23 protein-coding genes are annotated in these 24435 nt (G+C 41.1%); 8 read left to right on the forward strand and 15 right to left on the reverse strand.

What is annotated here, in order from left to right; all coding sequences use genetic code 11:
- The first annotated feature begins 19 nt into the window (after positions 1 to 19).
- Both ACL9RF_RS14360 and ACL9RF_RS14365 read left to right on the forward strand, forming a co-directional pair.
- Positions 20 to 931 (forward strand): NAD(P)/FAD-dependent oxidoreductase, encoded by a 912-nt coding sequence (locus tag ACL9RF_RS14360; RefSeq protein ID WP_422801327.1) that lies wholly within the window; start codon positions 20 to 22, stop codon positions 929 to 931.
- A 95-nt stretch (positions 932 to 1026) separates the two neighbouring features.
- A complete protein-coding gene (locus tag ACL9RF_RS14365; protein ID WP_422801328.1) occupies positions 1027 to 1953 on the forward strand; it encodes an NAD-dependent epimerase/dehydratase family protein in 927 nt (308 codons plus the stop codon).
- An 11-nt stretch (positions 1954 to 1964) separates the two neighbouring features.
- Here the strand turns inward: ACL9RF_RS14365 and ACL9RF_RS14370 are convergent, their stop codons facing one another.
- The 5 genes from ACL9RF_RS14370 to ACL9RF_RS14390 are packed head-to-tail and all read right to left on the reverse strand — an operon-like array spanning position 1965 to position 8572.
- Entirely contained in the window at positions 1965 to 2393 is a 429-nt protein-coding gene (locus ACL9RF_RS14370; protein ID WP_422801329.1) for a DUF2147 domain-containing protein, read from the reverse strand.
- 13 nt (positions 2394 to 2406) lie between these two features.
- A complete protein-coding gene (locus ACL9RF_RS14375; protein ID WP_422801330.1) occupies positions 2407 to 5454 on the reverse strand; it encodes an efflux RND transporter permease subunit in 3048 nt (1015 codons plus the stop codon).
- A gap of 4 nt (positions 5455 to 5458) precedes the next feature.
- Positions 5459 to 6517 carry an efflux RND transporter periplasmic adaptor subunit gene (locus ACL9RF_RS14380; protein WP_422801331.1) on the reverse strand — a complete coding sequence of 353 codons (1059 nt, stop codon included), beginning with the start codon at positions 6515 to 6517 and terminating at the stop codon, positions 5459 to 5461.
- A gap of 16 nt (positions 6518 to 6533) precedes the next feature.
- A complete protein-coding gene (locus ACL9RF_RS14385; RefSeq protein ID WP_422801332.1) occupies positions 6534 to 7895 on the reverse strand; it encodes a TolC family protein in 1362 nt (453 codons plus the stop codon).
- 38 nt (positions 7896 to 7933) lie between these two features.
- Positions 7934 to 8572 (reverse strand): TetR/AcrR family transcriptional regulator, encoded by a 639-nt coding sequence (locus ACL9RF_RS14390; protein ID WP_422801333.1) that lies wholly within the window; start codon positions 8570 to 8572, stop codon positions 7934 to 7936.
- A gap of 406 nt (positions 8573 to 8978) precedes the next feature.
- Between ACL9RF_RS14390 and ACL9RF_RS14395 the strand changes: the two genes are divergently transcribed.
- Positions 8979 to 9992 (forward strand): hypothetical protein, encoded by a 1014-nt coding sequence (locus ACL9RF_RS14395; protein ID WP_422801334.1) that lies wholly within the window; start codon positions 8979 to 8981, stop codon positions 9990 to 9992.
- A 164-nt stretch (positions 9993 to 10156) separates the two neighbouring features.
- Here ACL9RF_RS14395 and ACL9RF_RS14400 read toward each other — a convergent pair whose 3' ends face one another.
- The 9 genes from ACL9RF_RS14400 to ACL9RF_RS14440 form a co-directional block, all read right to left on the reverse strand.
- Positions 10157 to 10840, reverse strand: coding sequence for a hypothetical protein (locus ACL9RF_RS14400; protein ID WP_422801335.1), 684 nt, complete (start codon positions 10838 to 10840; stop codon positions 10157 to 10159).
- A gap of 9 nt (positions 10841 to 10849) precedes the next feature.
- Positions 10850 to 12685 (reverse strand): phospholipase effector Tle1 domain-containing protein, encoded by a 1836-nt coding sequence (locus ACL9RF_RS14405; protein ID WP_422801336.1) that lies wholly within the window; start codon positions 12683 to 12685, stop codon positions 10850 to 10852.
- A 5-nt stretch (positions 12686 to 12690) separates the two neighbouring features.
- Positions 12691 to 13983, reverse strand: a complete 1293-nt coding sequence (locus ACL9RF_RS14410; RefSeq protein WP_422801337.1) for a DUF2931 family protein — start codon at positions 13981 to 13983, stop codon at positions 12691 to 12693.
- Between the two features lie 349 nt (positions 13984 to 14332).
- Complete coding sequence (locus tag ACL9RF_RS14415; protein WP_422801338.1) at positions 14333 to 15625, reverse strand: DUF2931 family protein; 1293 nt, start codon at positions 15623 to 15625, stop codon at positions 14333 to 14335.
- Positions 15626 to 15993: 368 nt separating this feature from the next.
- A complete protein-coding gene (locus ACL9RF_RS14420) occupies positions 15994 to 16479 on the reverse strand; it encodes a hypothetical protein (protein ID WP_422801339.1) in 486 nt (161 codons plus the stop codon).
- A 54-nt stretch (positions 16480 to 16533) separates the two neighbouring features.
- Positions 16534 to 16947 (reverse strand): Dabb family protein, encoded by a 414-nt coding sequence (locus tag ACL9RF_RS14425; RefSeq protein ID WP_422801340.1) that lies wholly within the window; start codon positions 16945 to 16947, stop codon positions 16534 to 16536.
- An 8-nt stretch (positions 16948 to 16955) separates the two neighbouring features.
- Positions 16956 to 18281 (reverse strand): hypothetical protein, encoded by a 1326-nt coding sequence (locus ACL9RF_RS14430; protein ID WP_422801341.1) that lies wholly within the window; start codon positions 18279 to 18281, stop codon positions 16956 to 16958.
- Positions 18282 to 18379: 98 nt separating this feature from the next.
- On the reverse strand, positions 18380 to 19753 hold the full coding sequence (locus ACL9RF_RS14435) for an ATP-binding protein (RefSeq protein ID WP_422801342.1): 1374 nt from the start codon (positions 19751 to 19753) through the stop codon (positions 18380 to 18382).
- Positions 19750 to 20430: a response regulator transcription factor gene (locus ACL9RF_RS14440; RefSeq protein WP_422801343.1), complete on the reverse strand. Its 681-nt coding sequence runs from the start codon at positions 20428 to 20430 to the stop codon at positions 19750 to 19752. The genes ACL9RF_RS14435 and ACL9RF_RS14440 overlap by 4 nt, the downstream gene beginning before the upstream one ends.
- A 116-nt stretch (positions 20431 to 20546) precedes the next feature.
- Between ACL9RF_RS14440 and ACL9RF_RS14445 the strand changes: the two genes are divergently transcribed.
- The 5 genes from ACL9RF_RS14445 to ACL9RF_RS14465 all read left to right on the forward strand — a co-directional run bounded on the left by ACL9RF_RS14445 (position 20547) and on the right by ACL9RF_RS14465 (position 23549).
- Positions 20547 to 21095, forward strand: a complete 549-nt coding sequence (locus ACL9RF_RS14445) for a DNA-3-methyladenine glycosylase I (RefSeq protein ID WP_422801344.1) — start codon at positions 20547 to 20549, stop codon at positions 21093 to 21095.
- A gap of 51 nt (positions 21096 to 21146) precedes the next feature.
- A complete protein-coding gene (locus ACL9RF_RS14450; protein WP_422801345.1) occupies positions 21147 to 21857 on the forward strand; it encodes a helix-turn-helix transcriptional regulator in 711 nt (236 codons plus the stop codon).
- Between the two features lie 220 nt (positions 21858 to 22077).
- The gene (locus ACL9RF_RS14455; RefSeq protein ID WP_422801346.1) at positions 22078 to 22536 is read left to right on the forward strand and encodes a GyrI-like domain-containing protein; all 459 of its coding nucleotides are present in this window, start codon (positions 22078 to 22080) and stop codon (positions 22534 to 22536) included.
- A gap of 3 nt (positions 22537 to 22539) precedes the next feature.
- Positions 22540 to 23073, forward strand: a complete 534-nt coding sequence (locus ACL9RF_RS14460) for a dihydrofolate reductase family protein (RefSeq protein WP_422801347.1) — start codon at positions 22540 to 22542, stop codon at positions 23071 to 23073.
- A gap of 95 nt (positions 23074 to 23168) precedes the next feature.
- A complete protein-coding gene (locus tag ACL9RF_RS14465) occupies positions 23169 to 23549 on the forward strand; it encodes a VOC family protein (RefSeq protein ID WP_422801348.1) in 381 nt (126 codons plus the stop codon).
- A gap of 109 nt (positions 23550 to 23658) precedes the next feature.
- Here ACL9RF_RS14465 and ACL9RF_RS14470 read toward each other — a convergent pair whose 3' ends face one another.
- Positions 23659 to 24396 carry a dienelactone hydrolase family protein gene (locus ACL9RF_RS14470; protein WP_422801349.1) on the reverse strand — a complete coding sequence of 246 codons (738 nt, stop codon included), beginning with the start codon at positions 24394 to 24396 and terminating at the stop codon, positions 23659 to 23661.
- Positions 24397 to 24435 lie beyond the last annotated feature (39 nt).

Below are 24435 nucleotides of genomic sequence, written 5' to 3' on the forward strand. Positions count from 1 at the left end.
CTAAAATAACTCGATGCATATGGAACAATCTTATGATGTTATTGTGATTGGCGGCAGTTATGCCGGCCTTTCTGCAGCAATGTCGCTGGCTCGTTTTTCACATCGGATTTTAATAATCGATGCTGGAAAGCCCTGCAATCGGCAGACGCCGGAATCGCACAACTTTATAACGCACGACGGACAAGCTCCTGCTGTTATTGCGGCTCAAGCAAAAACGCAGGTTGCCCAATATCCTACCGTAACATTTTACAACGCAAAGGCAACAAAGGCTAGGTATAAGGCGGATGCTATCTCCATACAAACGGATACTAAACAGACTTTTTATGCTAAAAAACTAATTTTAGCCAATGGTATATTGGATATTTTACCCCCAATAAAAGGCGCCGAGGCTTGCTGGGGCATCAGCCTGTTACACTGTCCGTATTGCCATGGCTACGAATTTAAAGGCCAGGAATTGGCTGTGATGGCGCAAGGTGAAATGGCCATGCATTTGCTCCCTTTACTACGCCTTTTATCAGCGAAGGTTACTTTGCTTACAAATGGGCCATCCGGACTTTCGACGGATGAGGTACAGCTTCTACAGGCTAAAGATATCCGTATTATTGAAACGCCTGTTTCAGAATTTATCCATCAAAATGGCCATATTCAAGAGGTTCGCTTTGCCGATAGCTATAGCCTACCTTTTGATGCGGTATATGCTAAAGTTGGATTTTCATTAAACGGCTCTTTTGTGGAAGATTTAGCCTTAGCAACGAATGCTGCCGGATATATTGCCGTCAATAACATGCAGCAAACCAACATCCCTGCAGTTTTTGCCTGTGGCGATAATACCTCGCCACAACGATCCGTTGCCAACGCTGTAGCCGCAGGAAATTTTACGGGTGCTGCGGTAAATAAGGAGCTTGCGGCTTTATATTTTTCAACGTCTTAGGTAAAAGCGCCTTGTTTTTTGCTTTATTTACCTAAACATGAAAACAAGGTGGCCTATTAAATTGTAAATTAGGTATACTATCCTTTACACTATTTATGAAACAAACCATATTAGGTAGCAATGGGCAAATTGCCGAAGAACTAGCACGGGAGCTACGCAAAAAATATACAACAGATTTACGTTTGGTAAGCCGAAAACCCAAACAGATAAACGGTGACGATGAGCTTTTTGCCGCCAACCTTTTGGATGCCCAAAAAACTAGCGAAGCGGTAGCTGGGAGCGCAATAGTTTACCTTACCGTTGGCCTTCCCATGGATACGGCTATGATGGAAGAGCAGTTTCCTGTTATGATGCAACATGTAATCGCTGCCTGTAAACAGCATCAAGCAAAGCTGGTATTCTTTGACAATACGTATATGTATGCGCAAAACAATATACCACAGACGGAGGAGTCGGCTTTCGAACCGGTAGGAAGAAAAGGACGGGTTCGGGCACAGGTGGCGCAACTGCTGCTAAACGAAATTAATGCTAAAACCCTGGAAGCAGTAATTTGTAGAGCGCCCGAATTTTACGGCCCCGGTAAGACGCAAAGCATTACCAATACCACCATTTTTGAGGCACTTAAGCAGCATAAAAAGTTGCGTGTTTTTATAAATGATAATGTTCTACGCACTTTGATATGGACGCCCGACGCCAGTAAAGCTACAGCATTAATCGGCAACACGGCATCGGCTTATAACCAAACCTGGCATTTGCCTTGCGACGATAACCGACTGACCTACAAACAGTTTATTGAACAGGTTGGTCTTGTCTACAACAAAAAAATTACGTATACGGTGCTGCCGAAATGGCTGTTAATTTTAGGAGGATTGTTTAATTCGAGGGCTAAGGAAATACAAGAACTGCTGCCGAGGTATGCAACGGATAATATTTTTGACTCAACGAAATTCAAAGCTAATTTTCCTCAGTTTAGGGTAACAACTTATGCCGAAGGTATACGCCTTATAGCTGAGGAAAATTAGTATACTGGGCTTTAGGCTTTTGTAAATACCATGGTCTTGCCCAGCATTGGGGTACCTATATATCCACGTACCTCCAGCTTACCCTTATTGAGGGTAAATTTGCCGCTAAAGGTTTTACCCGATTTAGGGTCATAAATTTTGCCTTCTACCCAGGTATTATCCTTAAAAACAAAACCCGAAAAGACAATTAAGCCCTGTATCGTTCTATCACGCAACGCTGCATCTTCGTTTTTACGGTCTTTACGTGGGGTTTTACCATCCGTTTCGAAAGGTGATTTTATCCATATAATCTTGGCATAAATCTTTCCTGATGATTCATAGACTTCTATTTTACCGTCTTTATCCGGATTTAACCATACCCCATTTGCAGCCGTAATAGACTGTCCAAATGCGGTTAATGTAGCACATAAAAAGGTGCATAGGAAAAGATAATATTTCATTTGTAATGGTGTTTTATGCTTGAATTTGTGGTGGAATTAATTTATAAACAACAGGCGTTACAATACGCGATAGCAAGGTAGAACTTATTAAACCCCCAATCATAACAATCGCCAACGGCGATATCAGCGGATTTGAAGACCAAGCAATAGGAAGTAGTCCGCCGATTGCGGTCATAGACGTAAGGATTATCGGCAAAAAACGTACCTCACCAGCCTTCTCTATAGCTTCATCCAGCGCCATTCCTTCTTTACGCAGCTGATTGGTAAAATCGACCAATAAAATTGTATTTTTCACCTCTATACCTGCCAATGCGACGATACCTACAGTCGCTACAAACGACAGGGTATTGCCGGTGATAAATAAGGCCAGCACTGCGCCTACTACTCCCAATGGTATTACAGATAGAACAATAAGTGTACTTTTGAAGGTCTTAAACTCCAGAATTAAGACGGCAACAAATAGAAAAACCGTTATTAAAATTATGGTACCAAAGCCTCCAAATGTAGCCTCCTTACTTTCGATAGCTCCGCCCATTGTATAACGATAACCTGCAGGAAAATGAAACTTATCCATCTCCTTAACCACGGCGTCTAAAACGTTGCTTTCTGTAAATCCTTTTTGTATAAAAGCATTTACGGCTGCCATGCGTTCTTTATTGTAATGGTACACCTGAGAAGGTGATGCTTCAAAGGTCAACGTTGCCAGCTGTGCCAATGGAATTGCTGTCCCCGCGGCATTATTCACATACAGATTTTCCAGCGATTTTAGCGTTGCTGTAGGGCCTCCGGCTGTGGTAATAAGAATTGAATAGTCGTTATTGTCGGTGCTCGGATCGGCATATGTTCCGGCTTTTAAGCCAACCAATGCCAGGCGGATGGTTTGATCAATAGCCTTTGGAGCAACCCCTAATGCCAACGCCTTATCTCTGTTTATACAAACCTTAAGGTCTGTTTTATTATTTTTAATGGGGTTATTTACATACGCCGTACCGGGAATATTTTTCAATATAGCCTCCACTTTTGCAGTTAATACCTGTAAAGTATCTAGGTTATCACCAAACAGCCGTACCTCTACTGGTGAGGCTACCGGTACGCCCTGTTCAAAATTTCGAACCTCAACTTTAGCCCCTAAATAGGAACTCCATTGCGCACGTAAACGCTCAATAAGTTCAATTTTATCTTTCGATTTTACCTGCTCATGCAGCTGTACAAAGATATCGGCATTAGATTCGTTTTCTGGTGATTGCTGCATATTGTAATAGATCCGCGGATTCCCCTTACCCACATTACTGGTAAAATATTTTACTGCCGCAATTTTTTTTAATTCGCCTTCAATTTCTTGCGTTATCCGATTGGTTGTTTCCCGGTTTCCTTGTAAAGCTGAAGAGATATAAATCATAAACTGCGGCTTCTCGGAAGGCGGAAATAAGCTAAATCCAATAACAGGAATTAATCCTACTGAGGCAACAAAAACGGTGAAGGCTATTATTAAAGTTGTGCGCGGTTTATGCAGGGCTTTATCCAAAATAACACCATAAGATTTATGGATTAACGCTTGCATCTTTCGCAGCACCACATTACCACCTTCGTGTGCGTGGGGCTTTAATAATTTGCTGGACAGAAATGGAACGATAAGTAAGGCGACCAACATAGACCCCAACACCGATAAAATAACCGCCATCGGTAAGCTGCGGATAAAGTCGCCGGCCATCTCGGGCATAAAAACCAAAGGTAAAAAGGCTATTATTAAAGTCGCTGTACAGCCTACTACCGCCAAAGCAATCTGTTCGGTTCCTTTTATCGCAGCCTCCATGCGTGAATACCCATCGCGCATCCATCGTTCAATATTCTCAACGACCACGATACTATCGTCTACAACCAGGCCCAATGCTACGACAAAACCAACAATACTGAGCTGATTTAAGGAGTACCCCAAGGCATTCATTGCGATAACACCAATAGCCAAAGATAATGGAATGGCCACCATCACCACGGCGGAAGCGCGAATCCCCAAAGGGATTAAAGTAAATAATACCAAACCAATGGCAATCGCAAAATCAATTCCTAAGCCACTTAAACGCGCATTAACATTGCTTGCCTGGTCGAAAGTAACCACCATATCGATATTGGAAGGAAGCTTTTTCTTAAAATCGTTTAGTACCTTCAGGTACTGTTCTTGAGATTTGGAAATATTCAATCCCTCTTTCTGTGCAGCATTTACTAAAACACTGTGGTAACCATTTAATCGGGTAATGTGGGTACGCTCGCCAAAAGCTGGGTATACATTGGCAACATCGTCTAGGAGGATATTCTTGCCATCGGCACTACCAATAATAGTCTGCTTTATTTGTTCGATATGCTGGTAGTTGCCGCTGGTATTCACACTAAAAACCTTTTCGCCAGCATTTACGCTACCTCCAGGGATATTCATACTTTCGCTTTGCACTGCCTGAACCACCCTACTGGTTGGAATATGTAGGGCTGCTAAGCGCGCTTGATCCAATTCTATACGTACCTGCTGTTCTGGAAGGCCTGAAATTGTTACATTCTTCAAAGCTTTAACCTTCTGAAGGTCCTCTTTAAGACGGTCAGCAACTTTTTTCATGCCTGCCTGTGACACATTCTCAGAAACAAGTGCAATCTGGAGCACATTTACATTCGAAGGGTCAAATTTTAAAACCTCCATGCTATAAATATTTTCGGGCAACTCGGACCGTACATCACTCATCTCACGGATAATCTCCTGGTATTTGCTGTCGTAGTCGGAGCCATAATCAAACTCAACAAACAAAGAGGCGACACTGTTATTTATGGTCGTTTTAATTTTCTTTACATGGTCTAAAGCATAGAAACGTGCTTCCATAGGTTTTACAACCAACTGCTCCATATCTTTAGGGTTTGCCCCCGGATAAACAACAACAATAGGAAAGCTAGCGGGTTTTGTATCAGGATCTTCCGCACGTGGCATGCGCAATAGGGTCGTTATTCCTAAACCTACAACCATCAGTAACATAATCATTGTAAACTGATAGTTCTTTATTGGATACTTTATTAAACTCATCTGGTTAATTCTTTATAGGATTTTGTATACGAATTGGTGAACCATCTACCAAGTAGGCGCTTCCCGAAACCAAGAGGGCTTGCGCATGCTCCAAACCCTGCTGTACAATTACAGCGTCGTTTTCAATGCGCGCGATATGAACCTTTTGTTTTTTCGCTGTTTTACCATCCTCCGTAATAAAAACGTAGCCTTCCTTGCCATTGCCATCCAACAAAGCTTCAAAAGGAATATGCCAAACCTGCTCCTCTTCGCTACTTCCGCTATGAATCACAGCCCTAGCGAAAACACCGGCAGCAAGTTTAGGTTCCTTTGTCTGGAGTTTTAAAAATACAGCAAATGTTCCCGCACGCGGATCTAATCCTTCCGCCTTTTTATACACGACAGCAGAAAGTGGAGCTGCAGGAAAGGCATCGGTATACACGGTTGCAGCATCTCCAATCTTCAACCCTGCCCACTGCGTATCGCTAACACCAACTTTCAGCAGCCATGGTTTATCGAGCGCACCGTTTACCTGTAACACCGGCGTACCAGGCCCCACGACCTGCCCTTCATGGGCGAGTTTTGCGAGCACATATCCATTTGCTGGTGCTATTATCTTGGAATAGGTTTTGTTGAATGTTGTTGTATGCTCATCCTGACGCGCTAAGTCTAATGCCGTTTTTGCATTCTGTACCTGCTCTAGCGTGGCCACGCTATCTTTGTATAAACGTTGCACACGTTGATAATCGCGGGTAGCCTTTTCTATAGACAAGCTAACCTGGCCAGCTTTAGCATCAATTTCTGCCGTCAATACCGAAGCTAACAGCTGCCCTTTTGCCACTTTATCACCTTCTTTAACAAAAATTCGGTCTATTATACCGCCATTTTTAAATCCTAATACCGTTTCATCTTCGGTCGTGAAAGTGCCTGTCGCGGTAAATTGATTGCCCGCATCCCTATGATGAAGCTGAATTACGGTTACCGGTACAGTATCTTGAATTGTTAGAGTTGACTGTTGTACGCCCGAACGGCAGCCTCCAATAACAAAAAGGACTCCAAGGTAATACAATTTATAGATTTTCATAGTGTTATGTTTTGGATTATTGTAAAGGATAAGATGAAGTTTCACGTTCTAAATGCGCTTGTGCCGTAAGCACCTTGTAAGCCGCTACCTGATACGCTAGCTGTGCATTGGTGTACTGTGTGCGCGCATCTACAGTTTCGATATAGGTATTTACCCCTTCTTGAAACCCGCGTAGAATAAGTCTTTGATAGGTTCCTGCCGCAGCTAATTGCGTGCCTGCACTTTCGTAATTTTTATACTGGGCAATAAGGTCATTCTTGGCCATTTCTGCAGACAGGTTGATTTTTTGTTGCATGTTTTGCATGGTATTCTGTGCCATTTTTATGGCAATACGGCTTTCTTCAACTTTTAATCGGTTCCGCCCCGATGTAAAAATGGGAACGTTAAGTTGCGCGCCAACCATATAATAGGACGAATTTTTATTGACCTTTAATCCTTCGGCTTGCGAACCAAGGTCTAAAAAGGCACTTAACTTGGGCCATGAAACCTGTTTATTCATTTTCAAGACCTTTTCCTGTATTTCAATTGCCGTAGCTAAGGATGCAATTTCTTCCCTGTTTACTATACTAACAGTGCTGCTCTGTAACAAATCTTGTAGGTGGAGTGCCTTCTCATCCTCTAACCGAATTTCAGCATGTTCATCCCGGTTTAGCAACATATTAAAATACAGCAGGGCATTTTTCTGTTGCTGTAACCCCTGTGCAAGTTTTGCCTCGCCTTCCGCAATTTCAGCGTTAGCACGTATAACATAGGCGGGTAACCCTTTGCCCGCCTCTAAAAGCTTTTGATTGACACGTTTACCTTCGGTAGCTAGCTGAATTGCATTTTCATAAATCGCTACAGCGGCTGTTGCGCTAAGGTAATTGTAGTATGCTGTTTTAATTTCTTTTACCAGTTCTCGGCGGTAAATTTCTAATTCGTTTTCGGAAAGGACCTTTTTCTTTTCCTGGATTTCTTTGTTATTACGGATGTCGGTATTATACACAGGCATGCTCGTTCTTATCTTTGCATCGTAGTAATTATGGGGTAAAAAACGAATCTTTTGATTATCAATTGCTGGAAAGGCTTGTGTTTGGGTGAGCTGGTTTAAGGTTTGGTACACGGGGTTTAACATATCGCCCACAGGAAGATCGATCGAGCGCCCCCCAACGGCGGTTGAATACATAAGGTCAAAACCTATGGTTGGTAAATACAGTCGCTTCGCATAGGCTAGTGCATTTGCAGATTGCGCTATGGATAGCCCCTTTTGGGTTACGAGTAGATTATTGGATAGCCCTTCTTTCACATAGGAATCCAATATGGACTCTTGGGCATTAAGCTTGTTGTTTTTGCTGATGGAAAGGATCAAAACCCAGCATAAAATTAATACTGTTCTCATTATTAACACTGTTAAGTATTGGGTTGTTTTTTTTATTGTTATTTTGTTTTTTCTAAAAAATAAACGTAAGATTGAAACACATGATTCACCAAATCCACCACTTCAATATCGGGATTTAATTTGGTAGAGAGCTTTATCAAGTGCCTAGAAATATAAGCACATACTAAACCGTGAACAAGCAACCAGGCCTGTAAGGCTAAAACTTGTGCTGGCATCCCCTTAAAATAGCCCATCTCCTGACAATCGGAAATTGTTTGTTCTAAAAAATCAAACACCCGCTGTCCTTCCGGCCATTCATCTTCTGCGCAGTTGGAATCGATAAAAGCCATGGGTTCTTTCATAATAAACATAACTTCATAAAACTCTGGATTATGTAAACCAAACTCGATATAGGTTTTTCCTATTGCTTTCAATCGTTCGTATGGATGCTCTACGCTCATTAATACCTGAAACTTCTCGCGCAACATCGTAAACCCCTCTTTATGTAGGGCATACATAATATCATTTTTATCTTTATAGTACAGGTAGATTGTAGTCGGGCTAAACTCAATTTCCTTAGCAATTTTACGTATCGATGTAGCCTCATAGCCTTCTTGTACAAAAAGTTTCTTTGCCGCTTCTAAAATACGCATACGAAGATCTTCTTTATGCCGTTGTTTACGTTCTACTATTCCCATGATTATGCAAATATAGTAAACACTGTTAAGTTTAAAAAAAGTAAATAAAAAATGTAGCAAGTTAAGGACTGACATTAAGCCGCATACAAGCGTTCAGCCCTGCTGAAATCTAAGGGAGACCAGGACAGGATATATTAACTATAAGTTTTATTTCAAAGGTTAGGCAACTGTAGAATATACTATCATAATACCAAAACATACAATTACTTATGAAAGTAAACAGGTTTAAACAGTTTAAAAATAGATTTGTTGTTAATTTTTTATCGCATAAACACGATATAATTTAACTATTTAAAAACATTATTCCATAAAATAAAACTAAAGCCGTATGATTTGTGTTCTAATACTGTGATCACGACTAAATTTATTAGACTTAATTATTAGTATTTACCCTAATTATTTTTTTATGGAAACAACATACAGACAAGAAAAAAACAGGCTCTCGCGTTATTTAAACCGAATATCTTGGGGAGCAATTATTGCTGGAGTAATTGTGGCAATTATCGTTCAACTATTACTGTCTTTATTAGGTATTGGTATCGGTTTTGTTAACTTCACTCCTACATCGGATTCTCAACCTTTCAGCGGATTAGGTACCGGTGTAATGATTTGGTGGATTGTAACGGTCTTAATATCCCTGTTTGCCGGTGGCTGGGTGAGTGGATGGTTAGCAACGACAACCAATAAAATTGACCGTCTATTACATGGAATATTAACCTGGAGCATCTTCGCACTGTTTAGTTTATATGTAGTGACTACATCCGTAGGATCAATTATTGGTGGGGTAGGAAATGTTATCGGTAAAAGTTTCTCTGCAGCTGGGGGAGCTATTAAGGATTCCGCACCTGATGTTTCAAATGTTTTAGGGAGCCAGTTGGGTATTGAAAATGAAGACTTGAAAAAACTTAAAGATGAGGCAACAACGCTTCTACGTCAAACCGGTAAAAAAGAACTTCAACCTGAAAACTTAAAAAATAAAGCTGACGAGATAGCGAAAGATGCTAAACAGGCGGGAAAAGAAGTAGGCGAAAATCCTAAAAATGCAGACGATCAAGCGGATAAATTAATAAATAAGCTTTTTAATATTAAAGATGAAGTTTTATCTGAGGTAGATCGTGATGCTTTAGCAAATATCGTTGCAGAACGCTCGGGTAAGTCTAAAGCCGAGTCCAGAGAAACGGTAGATAACTGGGTAAATACTGCTGAAGAGGTTAAGCAAAAGGTTAAAAAATGGTCTGAAGAGGCCGAGCAGAAAGCAAAAGTGGTGGGTGAAGATGTTACAGATGCTCTAGGTAAATTTGCCATATTTAGTTTCTTTGCTTTATTATTAGGAGCCGGCAGTGCAGTTGGAGGCAGCTTATTGAGCAGCAATAAATCTCAATACGATGATGCTGTTAATTCTAATACAGCATCCTATTAAGGCTGAATAATATATTTTTAATCTTCAAACCTACAGCTGGCGCCATTCTAGTGCGCCAGCTTTTTAATTTAACATATAACCTATTTGTAAAGCCTGTATAGCATAGGTTCTCGTAAGCATACTTTTACCTTGGCGGATGCCTGCTGTTGTATAAACTGTATCCATTATCTTTTTAAACCTAGACATAACACTTCATTTTGTAATGTATCGACTATTTTCAAAGATTCCATTGGCCAACCCTTTTCGAAGACAAATTGTTCATAGGCTGCAGTACCTGCAGTACCGCTGCACAGCATGATTTTATGTGCCGCATGTTGTACCTTATACATGGATCGCTCCTCAATATTATCACATAATCGAAGACTTTGAAAGAAAAGTCCATACATAGTATCGCTTTCTAAAAAGGCTATCAACTTTTCTTCGACATAGACACGTTCATCCAGCATGCCTACATACTGTTCAAAAGCATCACCAGCGTGATTTTTTCGAAATATTTCTCGTTGTCGTTCCCACTTTCGCTGTATTTCAGCGATGTTTTTGATGGCGATAATTCGATGCATTACATCCATATCTAAGTGTAAACAGTCAAAAACATAAGCCGTATTTCGGATTATCGCGGAGATCTCCGAATCATCGAAAAAAAACTTCTTACATAACAGCAGGTATTGCAGGCCATTGTTTTTAAACTGTAGTTGATGAACCGACACCTCCCGAATATGACGCTTAAATCGTTTTTCACCTGGGCCTGGCAGCATAGTTACAAACCTAAACAATCCGCATAACAGTTGGTTTGCAGCTTCATTTGCTTTGTCTGGACTTGTAACTGTATTAAAATACCTCAACATCATCTTCTCCACTTAATATTTCTTTCTCTGCCAATCCGCAGTGGGTTTCATGCCTAAAGCGCCTATATTTGCAGACCAATGCAGAAATCGATTCCTGAGCTGTCGTAATAAAACCTGTTCAGGATAGGCCGAGACAACAACCTCGGGAATATGGTACATCAGGTGTCCCGTTTCTTTATAGGTAATTTCATTTTCCATATCCGCTATACCTGGGGATGGATGACCAATTGACAGCGGCAAAAAAGAACGACGCTTAGCTGGCCCAAGATGATCGGTCTTAACCACGCTGAGTTTTTTGAGCAGCTTCTGTGGATCAGCCTCTTTTAAAAACCGTAAAAGATCTTTTCGTTGTTGCTCTTCCAGCAATGTAGCATCACTTCGAAATAACCATGCTTTACCATCCCCAAATACATAGTTTCGCAAATATTGCTGGGCTTTAATTAGTATAGGATCATTAATACTATATTTCAATAATGAATCTTGTGTTTTCGGGAGAAAATGTATTTGGTCCTTTTTACTAAGCACACTTCTAAAAAATTCCTCCATAAAACTTAAAGTTATAAAACTATATTCCTTTCGAAGTTCTCTTTTACCAATTAGGATACCTGGTTTTTTTTTAATTAATTGCTCCTCCTGAAACCAGCATTCCTCTATCAGTTTATTTTTTAAACCTTTAAATTTCACCGGGCAAAGATTCTGCTCGATTATAACCTCTTCCAAACCATTGGAATAACTACCACCAATATCGCTATGCACCCCAGGAAGATACTTTTCTATAGCGCCAGGAAGTTTTGTTAATGCAAAATTAAGCCGGTGTTCATCCATGGCGACAAAATGTACAGCTTTACCAAATGTCCCCAAATTATTGAGCTGTAAGCTATCTATACCACTGTCAAACCCTATATCCATTTTATTTTTAATATAGTTTTCACTCACCTTGCCAATCATTTTTATCTTATCGTTATAAACGTCATCATAAGCAGATACCGTATCGTATAAGCCTATAAATCGTACATTAATCAGCAGCTCATTCAGGTTATTTGCCGACAGGATTCCTGCTTCAAGCAGACAATAGCCAAGGTAACCATAGCTGGGCATCTTTCCATCTTGTAGATATGCCGGGTTTACCTCGGTTTGACTCTGGTTTACATATATGGTCTTATATCGAGGTACCTGTCTAGTTGTTTCAAAATCATTTCCATAGTTCGGTACTGTCTGGACCAGCTCATAGCCATCCTGAACCTCTATAGCTTGAATAAAATCATCCGAAGGCCGCTTTTTTCCATTGACTTCAAAGATAAAATGACGCGCCGCCGCCGCCCCACGGCTGAAACCGAAAACATCTAAGGTCAGGCATTTGAGTGTTAGGTCTAGCGCACCATCCATCTGATCTTTAATTTTTTCCACCAATAATCTACAGCCTTTTCTTACCTTTCCTAATACCCCTGTATCCCCCGAGCCTAAAGCAAGCCCTTCAATTGTATCCCCCTTGTTGTCTTCTGTACCGATTCCTTCCACATATACAGTATACTTTTCTTCCGTGCAAAAAGATAATCTAGCCACATTGGTAAAATCGTTCGCGAAGCTATTATCGGCCTCCCGACGCTGTAACCACAGGGTTTTCCAGCTTCTTTTCATTCCCTTGGCTCTGTATATTTTATGTTCCTCTGCGGTTGCGATATTGGCATCAATTGTTTGATCCTCATATTCATCAACTTTCTGCACTTTTTTCCGTATTTCGGTATTATTTCGGTTATTGCTGGTACCATCGAAGAAAATACCGAAGCTTAGGTGTTTTGCCTCTTTTGAATGCAACGGCACACCACTGTTATACACAAAAGTACCCATACCCTCTAATCTTTCAATTTAAAAAATGTTGCCTCTTCATGGCGATGCAGCCATACTTCCTTACCATTACTGCCCTGCAGCAGTATGGATGCATAACTGTTGCTCAGGTTCACCCGCACCTGCAGTTCCAGCTTCACATCCTTATCCTGCTCACATATCGCCGTGAAGGCATCTTGAATTTCGGACTCTAGAAATTCAAAATCCCCATGATACCGGCGCCCATCCTTTGCTTTCCAGTTGAAGATAATCTCCCGTGGAATAGCGTATCCGCCATCCTGATCGACCTTATAATAAAATACTTCCGGGTCTTTTTCGTCCTGTAAACTCCACTCCTGGAAATAACGATTACGCTCCCCATTTACATGCAATATAATACAATCACCAAGTATAGCCTTATTCTGCAGCTTAAAAACAACCTTTAAGGCATAACGACGACGGTAAAGGTCCCATAATCCATAGGGAATAGCCTTCCCCGCATTGGCCTGCTGAACCGCTAATGGAACTATTCCAGGATCTTTCATTACTTTGGGTCTATACGTACTATCAAATAAAACCTTATCGGGGTAATCTAAAGCCTGGATTTCAGACTGCGGGATTTCAATTTTATAGCCCTGATAACGACCAATTTCCTGCTGCACACCAGGACCTGCAACCCAAACCACCACCACAGCACCCGGAGCAAAACCTGCAAGAATACGTGTATATTCTTCATGGCACAAGTTTCCTTCCGCTCTACGACGTTGGATACCCTTTCGAAAGTAGCTTGCGATCTTCTCTTTATCTAGCGCAGCATCCACCTCAAAAATAGCATCCTCAGCATAAGACAACCACTGCACATATAACCTGTCGGGCAGCAGTTTGGCTTCATGAGACATGCCATTTCCACCGTCTCCCCAATTCCGGGTACCAGCGGTAATACCGCTATACAAACTCACGAAGTCACCGTTCACATTACTAAAACCGCCCCTATAAACCTCTATGGGATAGCCTAATGGGCAACTTTTGCCCTCCTCCCATGAATATTTTTCATCCATATCCTTTTCCTTTCTGATATCAACACAGCTTAAAACCGCGAGAAATAGCGGCAAAAAAACAGCATAAGTTAAAAGCCTCCTTTGAAAAAACAGGCTTACAGCAGCAGCAACAGATAGCAACCTAACCAACCTAACCCGACAGCTACCCCATGTAGATAGCATGGCCGCGCTGAAGCGTACAAATTCATTACCCATAAACCTATAGTTATACTTTTCCTCGGATTTAATATTCCATACAACGCGGGGATCGTTCCTTCTATTCATAATGGTTATGTATTTAACACATCGCTCTGAGACGGAGAAATGCTGTTCGCAAAAAATAAGGGCTAAATATATTGCGGGTGCCCCTTAACATACAACAGCACCGTTATGCTGTTGATAACAAAGCTATTAAAGCTTTTACTATATGCAAGAAAAAATTAGTAAGACGAGGAAGGATTCTTAATTTCAGAACAACATAAAAGCGGAAAAAAAGCGTTAAAAAGTTGTTTTAACAACGGTTTAGACACCTGATGAAAAGCATTCGATACGGTATCGTATAAAAAAATAAAACCCTCCTTTGTCACAAAAAAGAAACCATAAAAAACTATGTTTTCCATGGTGCTCATACCCTCTAATCTTTCAATTTAAAAAATGTTGCCTCTTCATGGCGATGCAGCCATACTTCCTTACCATTACTTCCCTGCAGCAGTATGGATGCATAACTGTTGCTCAGGTTCACCCGCACCTGCAGTTCCAGCTTCACATCCTTATCCTGCTCACATATCGCCGTGAAGGCATCTTGAATTTCGGACTCTAGAAATTCAAAATCCCCATGATACCGGCACCCATCCTTTCCTTTCCAGTTGAACATAATCTCCCGTGGAATAGCGTATCCGCCATCCTGATCGACCTTATAATAAAATACTTCCGGGTCTTTTTCGTCCTGCAAACTCCACTCCTGGAAATAATGATTACGCTCCCCATTTACATGCAATATAATACAATCACCAAGTATAGCCTTATTCTGCAGCTTAAAAACAACCTTTAAGGCATAACGACGACGGTAAAGGTCCCATAATCCATAGGGAATAGCCTTCCCCGCATTGGCCTTTTGCACCTCTAAAGGCACCACGTTATTTTGAGAAAAAAGTTTTTTTCGATACGCCGTATCAAACAACATTTTATCGGGGTAATCTAAAGCCTGGATTTCAGACTGGGGGATTTCAATCTTACGCCCCTGATAACGACCAATTTCCTGTTGCACACCAGGCCCTGCAACCCAGACCACCACCACTGCACCCGGGGCAAAACCCGCAAGAATACGGTTATAATTATCGTCCCACAGCATTCCATCCGCGGCACGGCGCTGGCAGCCCTTGCGAAAGTAGGCCGCGATCTTCTCCCGATCTATAGCCGCATCCACCTCAAAAATAGCGTCTTCAGCATAAGACAACCACTGCACATGAAGCCGGTCGGGCAAGCGCTTCGCTCCATGGGACATGCCATTTCCTCCGTCTCCCCAATAACTTGTACCGGCTGTAATACCACTATATAGACTAACAAAACCACCCTCGGCATTGCTAAATCCGCCCCTATAAACCTCGATGGGGTACCCTAATGGGCAACTTTTGCCCTCCTCCCATCTAAACTTTTCTTCCGTTTTCATTTTCTTTCCTCTATTACCACAACTTAACACCGCCAGAAATAGCGATAAAAAAACAGCATAAGTTATACGCCTCCTTTGAAAAAACATGCTTACAGCAGCAGCAACAGATAGCAACCTAACCAAGCTAACCCTACAGCTACCCCATGTAGATAGCATGGCCGCGCTTAAGCGTACAAATTCATTACCCATAAACCTATAGTTATACTTTTTCTCGGATTTAATATTCCATACAACGCGGGGATCGTTCCTTCTATTCATAATGGTTATGTATTTAACACATCGCTCTGAGACGGAGAAATGCTGTTCGCAAAAAATAAGGGCTAAATATATTGCGGGTGGCCCTTAACATACAACAGCACCGTTATGCTGTGGATAACAAAGCTATTAAAGCTTTTACTATATGCAAGAAAAAATTAGGAAAACGAGGAAGGCTTCTTAATTTCAGAACAACATATAAGCGGAAAACAGCGTTAAAAAGTTGTTTTAACAACGGTTTAGACACCTGATGAAAAGCATTCGATACGGTATCGTATAAAAAAATAAAAAACACCTTTGTCACAAAAAAGAAACTATAAAAATAGAGGCTTACTTTGGAAGCCTCTATTTTTATGGTATGAATAAAAGAATTATTTAGCCTGTGGTACGAACATATCATCAGCACCATCAGCAAGAGGGATATATAAGCGTTCCCAGGTTTTTGTATTCACCATCTCCCAGCTATGACCTGTACCTTTTAAATCTTCAGCAAGCAAAATTACACCAGGTTCAATATCAAATGTCGAACCGTTGCTTACTTTAAAACGAATTTTCCCTTTAAGCGTTACGACATACTGACGACGTGGGGCCGGGTGCGCATTTTTTTCCCAATCTTCGGTTTTATTACTTGCCCAGAAGGTGGTAATATTGGCGTGTTTAAGTGTTGGAATAAAACCTTTTTCAAAACCACAGGTTCCATCCGGATTATTAATCAAGCGTACGGCAGGCATTCTGCCTTCTTTTTCTTCCTCCTTAACAATTACGTGTTTATCTTTCATTGTTGTTGCTGCTGATACTGGCGCTGTTCCTAGAGCCAATAATGACAATGCTACGTAAAATTTTGATATTGTTTTCATGATTATTATGATAATTTTTTTGTTATCCGTTATTAACTATTAATTTTTAATGCTTTACTTCACCTCATACACCGAATCATGCACCATCATACGGTCGAAATAAGGTTTATATTTTGCTACTAAGGCCAAGTGCCCCGGAAGCTTACCATAGGCTTCTAGATCTTCCAAACTATCAAATTCCATAGAAGCATTATAGCTAAAGCTATTATCCATAACGGGTCTAGGTGTTGATGCTGCCGGGCCACCATAACGCAAATTTTTAACATACGGAAGCTTCTTTAATCCCTCAAAAAACTGTTTAAAATCTTCTATCTCCTGCTCCGTTAATGATGGCTTAAGCCAGAACAGCAAATAATGAAAATAAATCTGTTTACCTTTTTTTGTTAAAGGTGCTGCTAGAAGACTGCCCGATACGGTAGTGGCTAATCCAACAGCTCCAATTGTCTGGATAAAATCTTTTCTTTTCATGATTATAATTAATTAAAGTCTATTCTATATTTAAGGACAAACGCCCATTTGTGGTCAGACACAACGGCCTCATTTGCGGCATTGTTTGTATATATAGGTCTATTTTGGGCATCGAATGTTAAACGGGAACTATTTCCATGAAACAATAAAGAAACACCCGCATCATAAATGGCACTCGTTTGATTTAAACCCTTATAGTCGCCCAACTGCACCGACACCGCAGGTTGCAGCTGTAGGTTGTGGTTTTTCGCACTGAAATAAGGCAATGTACCACCAACCTGTGCATAAAAGGTATTCCCAGTTCCTGCGGTTGGCAATGCGTTGCCACTACCATTTAAACTTGCTCCAGTGGCTACCACGCCTGTACCAGGATTGTTAGTACCTGAGAATCGTACATAATTAGGCCCATAATCATTATGCATAGCCATACCATAAGCACTGATAGAGGTTCCTTTTTCTTTGTTTAACGGGGCATCGTAAAAGATATCGGCCGCAAAGCTGCGCATATCATCATGCTGCACCGTTTTATCCAAATCCAAATGCGCAAGGGCATTATGCATATATTCAAAACCACCACCCACGGCCAACACTTTTTTCTTACCTAAGTAAGTTCCTGCATTAAACGGTGTTTCATTGCTTTCTTTATCAAAAAATTCGTAACGGAAGTATCCAGAAACATCTTTATTGCCACGTGTTTTACCAAAGTTGGCCTTATTAAGCACAGGATCTGCAGTAACACCAGTATACGGATCGCCAACCACCAACCTATAATCAAAACGCCCTAATTGTCCTTTAATATAAGCGCTCATTTCACGAACCGTGATATCGGTAATACCACTATTCGAGGTAGCATATAAAGGCAAATCATACAATAAAGTTGCCTGAGGGCCTGTTGTAAAGCGTGAAAGTCCGCGCCAGGTAGACCGACCGGCACCAAATGCCAATTTCGGACTGAAACTATATTCAGCATACGCATCTAACAAATCCATGTAGGTATTTGTTTTACTGTTAACATTGACATTTGTAGGCCCCATCTGCAATACAAAGTATAACTTCTCTGTAGGCTTATAGGTCATCTTTGCACGGATACGACGTAAAGATAAATCAGAAACCCCATTTACAGGATCATTGTTTATCGTGGTACCCGGGTTTAATTGGCTATAACGTGCCCATAATTCCGCGTATCCACTGAAACTAATATAACGTGTATGCTCCTGATTTAGGAAATGTGTAAGTTTAGGGTTGCCAAAGTCATTGGTTTGTGCTTTTACCCCCTGTGTACCCAAGAAGGTTAAACCCAATAAAATTGCTGCGGTAAGATTTTTTCTGTTCATGATCTCTCTAATTATTTGATCTTTTGATAGGTCAAAATTAGAGGCAATAAGCAGGTAGAATTATTAGAAAAGTATTAGAATACAAAAGAATTAAAATATTAATTCCCCAACAATGGCAAACATACCCTGAACGTGCTCCCCTCCTGCGGCACCGAGCTTACGGAAATCTCCCCTTGGTGCATCTGTATAATACGCTGCACAATAGAAAGACCTATGCCATTCCCTTGTTGTTTGCCCACCGACTCCGATCGGAAAAATAAATCGAAAATATGCGGTATATCTTCAGGACTGATTCCTATTCCTTTATCTTGAAAGAGTAAAATAGCCGACCTTCCTTCTGTACGTATCTCCACCTTACAGTTACCATCACTATACTTACACGCGTTAACCATAAGGTTCATAAAAGCAACTTTCAGCAGATACGCATTGCCATACACCAACATTTCATTATCCGCATCGCTGTTGATTAAACCACTTTGATCAAAGGCTACTGCAATTCGATAATCCTTCTCCGCATCCCGAACCAGCAGCTTAGCATCAATAACCAACTCATCCAAGCGCTGTTCGCTAAAAGTAACCTGCGAGCTATCGTAATTTGCACGCGCAAAATCTAATAATGCCGTCGATAAGGTGGTGGCTTCCTTGGCATCCTCCAAGGCACGGTCAATGGTTTTTCTATATTCTTCTACCGTGCTGTTTAATTCCTTGGCGAGCTCCAGCTCAGCCATCATCGCTGTAAGCGGTGTTCGGAATTCGTGTGAGATGATGGAAACAAAATGTCGCTGGTTGTTGAAAGATGTTTCCAGACGATGAAACGTGGTATTAAACGTTTGTATTAACTCGGAAAGCTCATCTTTGGCCTTGCGGTAATAAACACGCTTACTGAGATTATGCTCCGAGACATCCCGTATTTCATGGATTATATGCTTTATCGGTTGAAGAATATAACGTGCAAAAAGAAAGGAGGTGAAAAATATAAAAACAACCGCAACGAGATAGATTATAATCAACATACGTGTCAACTGCTTAATATGCTCGTGACCTGTATTATCGTAGGCGTGGCCTATAATATTATACGTTTTATTTTCGTAGGTATATTGCATGCCCATATAAAGCTCATCCCCTTCCTCCCATGTAAAACGCTTCCCCGATCGAACGGATTCTAATTTCTCTGGTGGATACTGTGCCTCGCCAATATCGGTAAAAACGGGATACAAGTCGGCATCGTATACCGTAATTTGGGCTTCGTTGATTAATTTTTTATTCTGATCGTGCAACTGTCGTAGTTTTTGCTCGCTCAGCTGTGCATCGAAAATAAACTCTGCCCTCCAGGTAATTTTATAGCCCAGTCGATCGACAAACTCTTCCTGCCTGTTCAGTTCGGAAAAATAGTATATGCTAAAGGCAAAAAGCAATAATATTGCGGCCGAAAACAACGTAAATACAAGAGAGGTTCGGGTTACAATTTTCATTCTTCTATAGATAATATAAAGCCATGCCCAGATTTGGTATGAATAAGTTTTTTATCAAAATCCTTATCGATTTTTTTACGCAGGTAATTAATGTAAACGTCGATATAATTTGTTCCCGTATCAAAATTCTTGCCCCAAACATTGCGTGCTATTTCATCACGACTTAACAGAGTTTCCGCATGTCGAATGAAAAAGGCTAAAAGGTCAAATTCCTTTGGCGTAAGTTGTATGGCCATATCAGCACGGAATACCGTCTTCGAACGTAGATCCATGCGTAAATCACTATACTGTAAGGAATCCAGGTCCAGGCTTTGTTCTTTCCTGCGGTTTAGCAGCGCTGCAACGCGCGCATAGAGCTCCCTAAAATCAAAAGGTTTAACCATATAGTCGTCAGCTCCAGAGTCAAACCCTGCAAGCTTCTCATCGATTTGCCCCAGGGCGGTAAGCATCATAATCGGGAGCTTAGGAAACAACGCCTTCGACCGTTTGCTAAATTCTGTACCCCGCATCCGCGGCAGCATCACGTCCACCAACAACAAATCATAATCCAATAGTTGAATCGCTTTGAAGGCCTGTTCCGCATCGGCAGACACATCCACCCGATATCCTTGGCTCTCCAAGCCTTTTTTTATGGCTGAAGATACCTTCTCATTATCCTCTACTACAAGTATTTTCATTAGAACAAAAGTATATAATAGACATGAATACTGTATAAGTAAAAAAAAGACATTATACTAGTAATGCATAAATTGCTTATTTTGTTTTCTATTCGCAAATCTTTAAAAATAAAACCATGAGTTACTGTTCGGTAATAGATATGCTGACACCGGAGGCACGTAAGGCCTTGCATAAAAACTATCACGACAATTATTACGGTTTTCCCATACAGGATGACAATGAACTCTTCGCGCGGCTGGTGCTAGAAATAAACCAAGCAGGCCTGAGCTGGGAGACCATTTTGAAAAAGGAAACATCCTTTCGCTGCGCCTATGCCAATTTTGATATCGCCACCGTGGCAGCATTCACGGATGATGACCGACAACGATTAATGCAAGATAGCGGAATAATACGCAACCGACTAAAAATAAATGCTGCCATTGAAAATGCCAAAACAATTGTACAGTTGCAGCAGGAACATGGCTCTTTTAAAAATTGGTTAACAAAAAATCATCCCAAAACAAAAGAAGAATGGGTAAAGCTTTTTAAGAAAACATTCCGGTTTACTGGTGGAGAAATTGTAAATGAATTTCTAATGAGTACGGGTTTTCTTCCTGGCGCCCACAGCACCGACTGTCCGATATATCTAAAGGTTTTGGCGCAAAACCCGCTGTGGAATTCCTGATTTTCAGAATTTATTAATGGCGTTTACAAAAAGAGATAATAGCTACAGCACATGAAGGAGCAGGATTTAAAACGTATAAGCAGGCTAACGGCAATACAAACACAACTGCAGGCAAAACGTTTGGTAACAGCGCCGCAACTTGCCGAGAGGTTTCAGGTATCCGTACGGACAATTTACCGCGATCTTAAAACTTTGGAGCAGGCGGGTGTACCTATCCGGGTACACGAAGGAAAGGGCTTTGGTATAATGGAAGGATATAAACTCCCGCCGATAATGTTTTCTGAAGACGAGGCCAATGCCTTGATTACAGCAGAAAAATTAGTCTATCAAAATAAAGATGCCTCTTTTATAAAACACTATACGGAGGCCATCACGAAAATTAAAGCTGTATTAGGCGATAAATTAAGAGATAAAGTAGATATGTTGGGCAGCAGAACCTATTTTGGCTTCAACCAGCAGCAACAGCGTAGCAGCGACTTACTGTCGACCTTGCAACAGGCACTGACCCACCACAGGCTTACAAAAATTGACTATAAGGACGAAAAAGCGAATTGTACACAGCGCTTGGTAGAACCCTTTGCCTTATTACATACCGATGAGAATTGGCTGCTTTTGGGCTATTGTCGTTTACGGCAGGCCTACCGCTTTTTCCGCTTAGACAGAATAGCGAAATTTACCCTACTGGACGAACGTTTTGAGTCGCATAATATGACCCTGGAGCAGTATTTTAATAAATTCCATCCCGATTCGTTAAACCCCTGACACGCCCTTGTCAATAACTACCCTACCTTTGTGCTACACTAAAAGATGATAACACGGCTATTTGAGTAGTTTTTACTGCATTCTATACCATAACAAGGCAAATTTGGGATGGATATTACCTATTAATGGGCCATACGTTGGTCGACCATTGGAAAATTTAGGTATGGAAAATGATTATCCGTTGTTACATTTCGTATGTACCTCTTAAACGACACATAATATGACAACCGTAAAGGCTTTAACAATAATGGGCATTGCCGTACGAACAACAAACCAAAACAACCAGGCGGCGCAAGATATGGCAGCGCTATGGACCCGTTTTGTAACGGAGAACATTGCCGAGAAGATCCCTCATGTACAAAGTGGAGTTATATTTTCGATCTATACAGATTACGAAAAAGACTTTACAGGGCCATACACGGCTATTTTGGGGATGGAAGTCTCTAGTTTGTGCGATGTTCCTGAAGGCCTTATTGCCCGGCAGTTTCCGGAAGAAAACTTTGAAGTGTTTACCGCGAAAGGAAAAATGCCTGATGCTGTGGTAGAAACGTGGCAGGGAATCTGGAGAAATGATGCGGCATTAAATAGAAAATATACCTATGATTTTGAACGATATTCCGAAAAGTCGCAACTCGAATCGAATGCTGAAGTTACAATTTATATAGCTTTAGAAAATTAAACTATGAAAAATAGAAACCTTATCGTATATATTGCCTGCTCCTTAGACGGGTATATAGCTTTTGAAAATGATGATCTCAGCTTTTTAGAACGGGTAGAGCGTGAGGGAGAAGACTATGGCTACCAAGATTTTATGACCCGTGTAGATACGGTTATTGTCGGTAAACGGACCTATGATTGGGTGCAAAAAAATGCCCCTGGAGTTCAGCACCCGGATAAAGAGTTATTTGTAATTACACATACCGAAAGACCACAAGAAGGAAACGCCGTATTTTATACGGGCGACTTAAAAACAGGGGTACAGCAGCTGAAAGAAAAACCCGGAAAGACAATATTTTGCGATGGTGGTGCCCAGGTAATAACGCAGTTACTGCAGGAAAAATTGGTCGACGAAATTATAGTATCCCTGATTCCGGTGTTGCTTGGCAAAGGTATCCGATTATTTCAAGACCAACGCCCACAGCAAGACCTTACCTTGCGCAATACTAAAACCTTTGAAAGTGGCCTCGTGCAGCTACATTACCGCGTTAATAGCTGATGGTATTTCGGGCTATATTTTTAGTAAGCATTTCTTGTGTGCTGTTGATGGGATGCCAGCAGCAAGCACAAAACCTCGTGCAAAAACAAACAATAATGGAACAAAAAGCGAACCCAGTTGTGTATTTCGAAATTCCGGTAAACGATATAAACCGGGCGATACGTTTTTATAATACTGTTTTTGGTTTTGCCTTCGAAAAGGAGCAAATTGATGGCAACGCGATGGCACACTTCCCTTTTGAAGACAGCATACGGGGAATCAGTGGTTCTTTAGCCAAAGGCGATAGCTATATACCGTCAACGAGGGGTGTTCTTTTATATTTTTATACCGCGTCAATCGAGGAAACGGTAAAAAAGGCAATCGAAAATGGCGCTGCGCTAGTATACCCTATTACTGAAAACAAAGATCTTGGTTTTGCTATTGCCGAGATTCAAGATAGCGAGGGAAATAGAATCGGTTTACACCAGAAATTATAAAGTACTAACTTACGCTTTCAACCCTTTTTTTATAAAAAAAAGCTTCCAGTAGATGCGTTGTACCTACTGGAAGCTTTGGCTTTATCCTATTGACCGATTTATCGTTGCCTTATTTTAAAACTTCTGCTAAAAATAATAAGGTATGCTGCCAGGCTCTTTTGGCCATTACCGCATTATACTCTGGCGATTCTGGGTTTGTAAAGGTGTGTCCTGTATTGGCGTAGGTTATTATTTGCCAATCGGCTTTACCGGCATCCATTTCCAGGATCAGGTTATCATAATCGGCCTTACTAACGGATTTATCGGCTGCCGGATGTTCTACTAATATTTTCGTAGAAAAAGCAGTCTGTGCACGGTCGGCAGCTTTGCCTAAACTGCCATGTATACACACCACTCCTGCTACCGGAAGGTTGCCCCTCGCGGCCTCTAAAGCCCCTGTTCCCCCAAAACAGTAACCTATAACTGCTACCTGTGTAGCGCCAGCTTTTTTAAGCTGCTCCAATGCCAAGGTAATACGATGCTGATAGGCCTTATAATCGTTTTTATATTGCCCTGCGATTTGTGCGGCGCCGGCATTATCTACAGGTATATTTCCTTCACCATAAATATCGGCAATAAAGGCTATATAGCCTGCTTTCTCCAAGTCCAAAGCTGCCTGCTTGGCTTCGTTATCGATACCCTTCCAGGCTGGGAGAATCAACACACCGGGGAGTTTTTTTCCGGAGTTTTCGGTAACGAGACCCTTTAATTGTTGTTTGCCATCGGTGTAAACCACCTTTTTTAGTTGCTGTGCGTGAACCACTAGGGCACCGACAATGCAGCATAGCGTTAATGATAACTTTTTCATCGTAACAAGATATTTGTTTATTAAAGCTACATTTTTTTA

This window comes from Sphingobacterium sp. Mn56C, assembly GCF_049319645.1.
Taxonomy (GTDB): Bacteria; Bacteroidota; Bacteroidia; order Sphingobacteriales; family Sphingobacteriaceae; genus Sphingobacterium.

Bases quoted from the DNA above. Each gene is read 5' to 3' on its own strand.
- ACL9RF_RS14360 (WP_422801327.1), top strand. From the start codon at position 20: ATGGAACAATCTTATGATGTTATTGTGATTGGCGGCAGTTATGCCGGC.
- ACL9RF_RS14365 (WP_422801328.1), top strand. From the start codon at position 1,027: ATGAAACAAACCATATTAGGTAGCAATGGGCAAATTGCCGAAGAACTA.
- ACL9RF_RS14370 (WP_422801329.1), bottom strand. From the start codon at position 2,393: ATGAAATATTATCTTTTCCTATGCACCTTTTTATGTGCTACATTAACC.
- ACL9RF_RS14375 (WP_422801330.1), bottom strand. From the start codon at position 5,454: ATGAGTTTAATAAAGTATCCAATAAAGAACTATCAGTTTACAATGATT.
- ACL9RF_RS14380 (WP_422801331.1), bottom strand. From the start codon at position 6,517: ATGAAAATCTATAAATTGTATTACCTTGGAGTCCTTTTTGTTATTGGA.
- ACL9RF_RS14385 (WP_422801332.1), bottom strand. From the start codon at position 7,895: ATGAGAACAGTATTAATTTTATGCTGGGTTTTGATCCTTTCCATCAGC.
- ACL9RF_RS14390 (WP_422801333.1), bottom strand. From the start codon at position 8,572: ATGGGAATAGTAGAACGTAAACAACGGCATAAAGAAGATCTTCGTATG.
- ACL9RF_RS14395 (WP_422801334.1), top strand. From the start codon at position 8,979: ATGGAAACAACATACAGACAAGAAAAAAACAGGCTCTCGCGTTATTTA.
- ACL9RF_RS14400 (WP_422801335.1), bottom strand. From the start codon at position 10,840: ATGATGTTGAGGTATTTTAATACAGTTACAAGTCCAGACAAAGCAAAT.
- ACL9RF_RS14405 (WP_422801336.1), bottom strand. From the start codon at position 12,685: ATGGGTACTTTTGTGTATAACAGTGGTGTGCCGTTGCATTCAAAAGAG.
- ACL9RF_RS14410 (WP_422801337.1), bottom strand. From the start codon at position 13,983: ATGAATAGAAGGAACGATCCCCGCGTTGTATGGAATATTAAATCCGAG.
- ACL9RF_RS14415 (WP_422801338.1), bottom strand. From the start codon at position 15,625: ATGAATAGAAGGAACGATCCCCGCGTTGTATGGAATATTAAATCCGAG.
- ACL9RF_RS14420 (WP_422801339.1), bottom strand. From the start codon at position 16,479: ATGAAAACAATATCAAAATTTTACGTAGCATTGTCATTATTGGCTCTA.
- ACL9RF_RS14425 (WP_422801340.1), bottom strand. From the start codon at position 16,947: ATGAAAAGAAAAGATTTTATCCAGACAATTGGAGCTGTTGGATTAGCC.
- ACL9RF_RS14430 (WP_422801341.1), bottom strand. From the start codon at position 18,281: ATGAACAGAAAAAATCTTACCGCAGCAATTTTATTGGGTTTAACCTTC.
- ACL9RF_RS14435 (WP_422801342.1), bottom strand. From the start codon at position 19,753: ATGAAAATTGTAACCCGAACCTCTCTTGTATTTACGTTGTTTTCGGCC.
- ACL9RF_RS14440 (WP_422801343.1), bottom strand. From the start codon at position 20,430: ATGAAAATACTTGTAGTAGAGGATAATGAGAAGGTATCTTCAGCCATA.
- ACL9RF_RS14445 (WP_422801344.1), top strand. From the start codon at position 20,547: ATGAGTTACTGTTCGGTAATAGATATGCTGACACCGGAGGCACGTAAG.
- ACL9RF_RS14450 (WP_422801345.1), top strand. From the start codon at position 21,147: ATGAAGGAGCAGGATTTAAAACGTATAAGCAGGCTAACGGCAATACAA.
- ACL9RF_RS14455 (WP_422801346.1), top strand. From the start codon at position 22,078: ATGACAACCGTAAAGGCTTTAACAATAATGGGCATTGCCGTACGAACA.
- ACL9RF_RS14460 (WP_422801347.1), top strand. From the start codon at position 22,540: ATGAAAAATAGAAACCTTATCGTATATATTGCCTGCTCCTTAGACGGG.
- ACL9RF_RS14465 (WP_422801348.1), top strand. From the start codon at position 23,169: ATGGAACAAAAAGCGAACCCAGTTGTGTATTTCGAAATTCCGGTAAAC.
- ACL9RF_RS14470 (WP_422801349.1), bottom strand. From the start codon at position 24,396: ATGAAAAAGTTATCATTAACGCTATGCTGCATTGTCGGTGCCCTAGTG.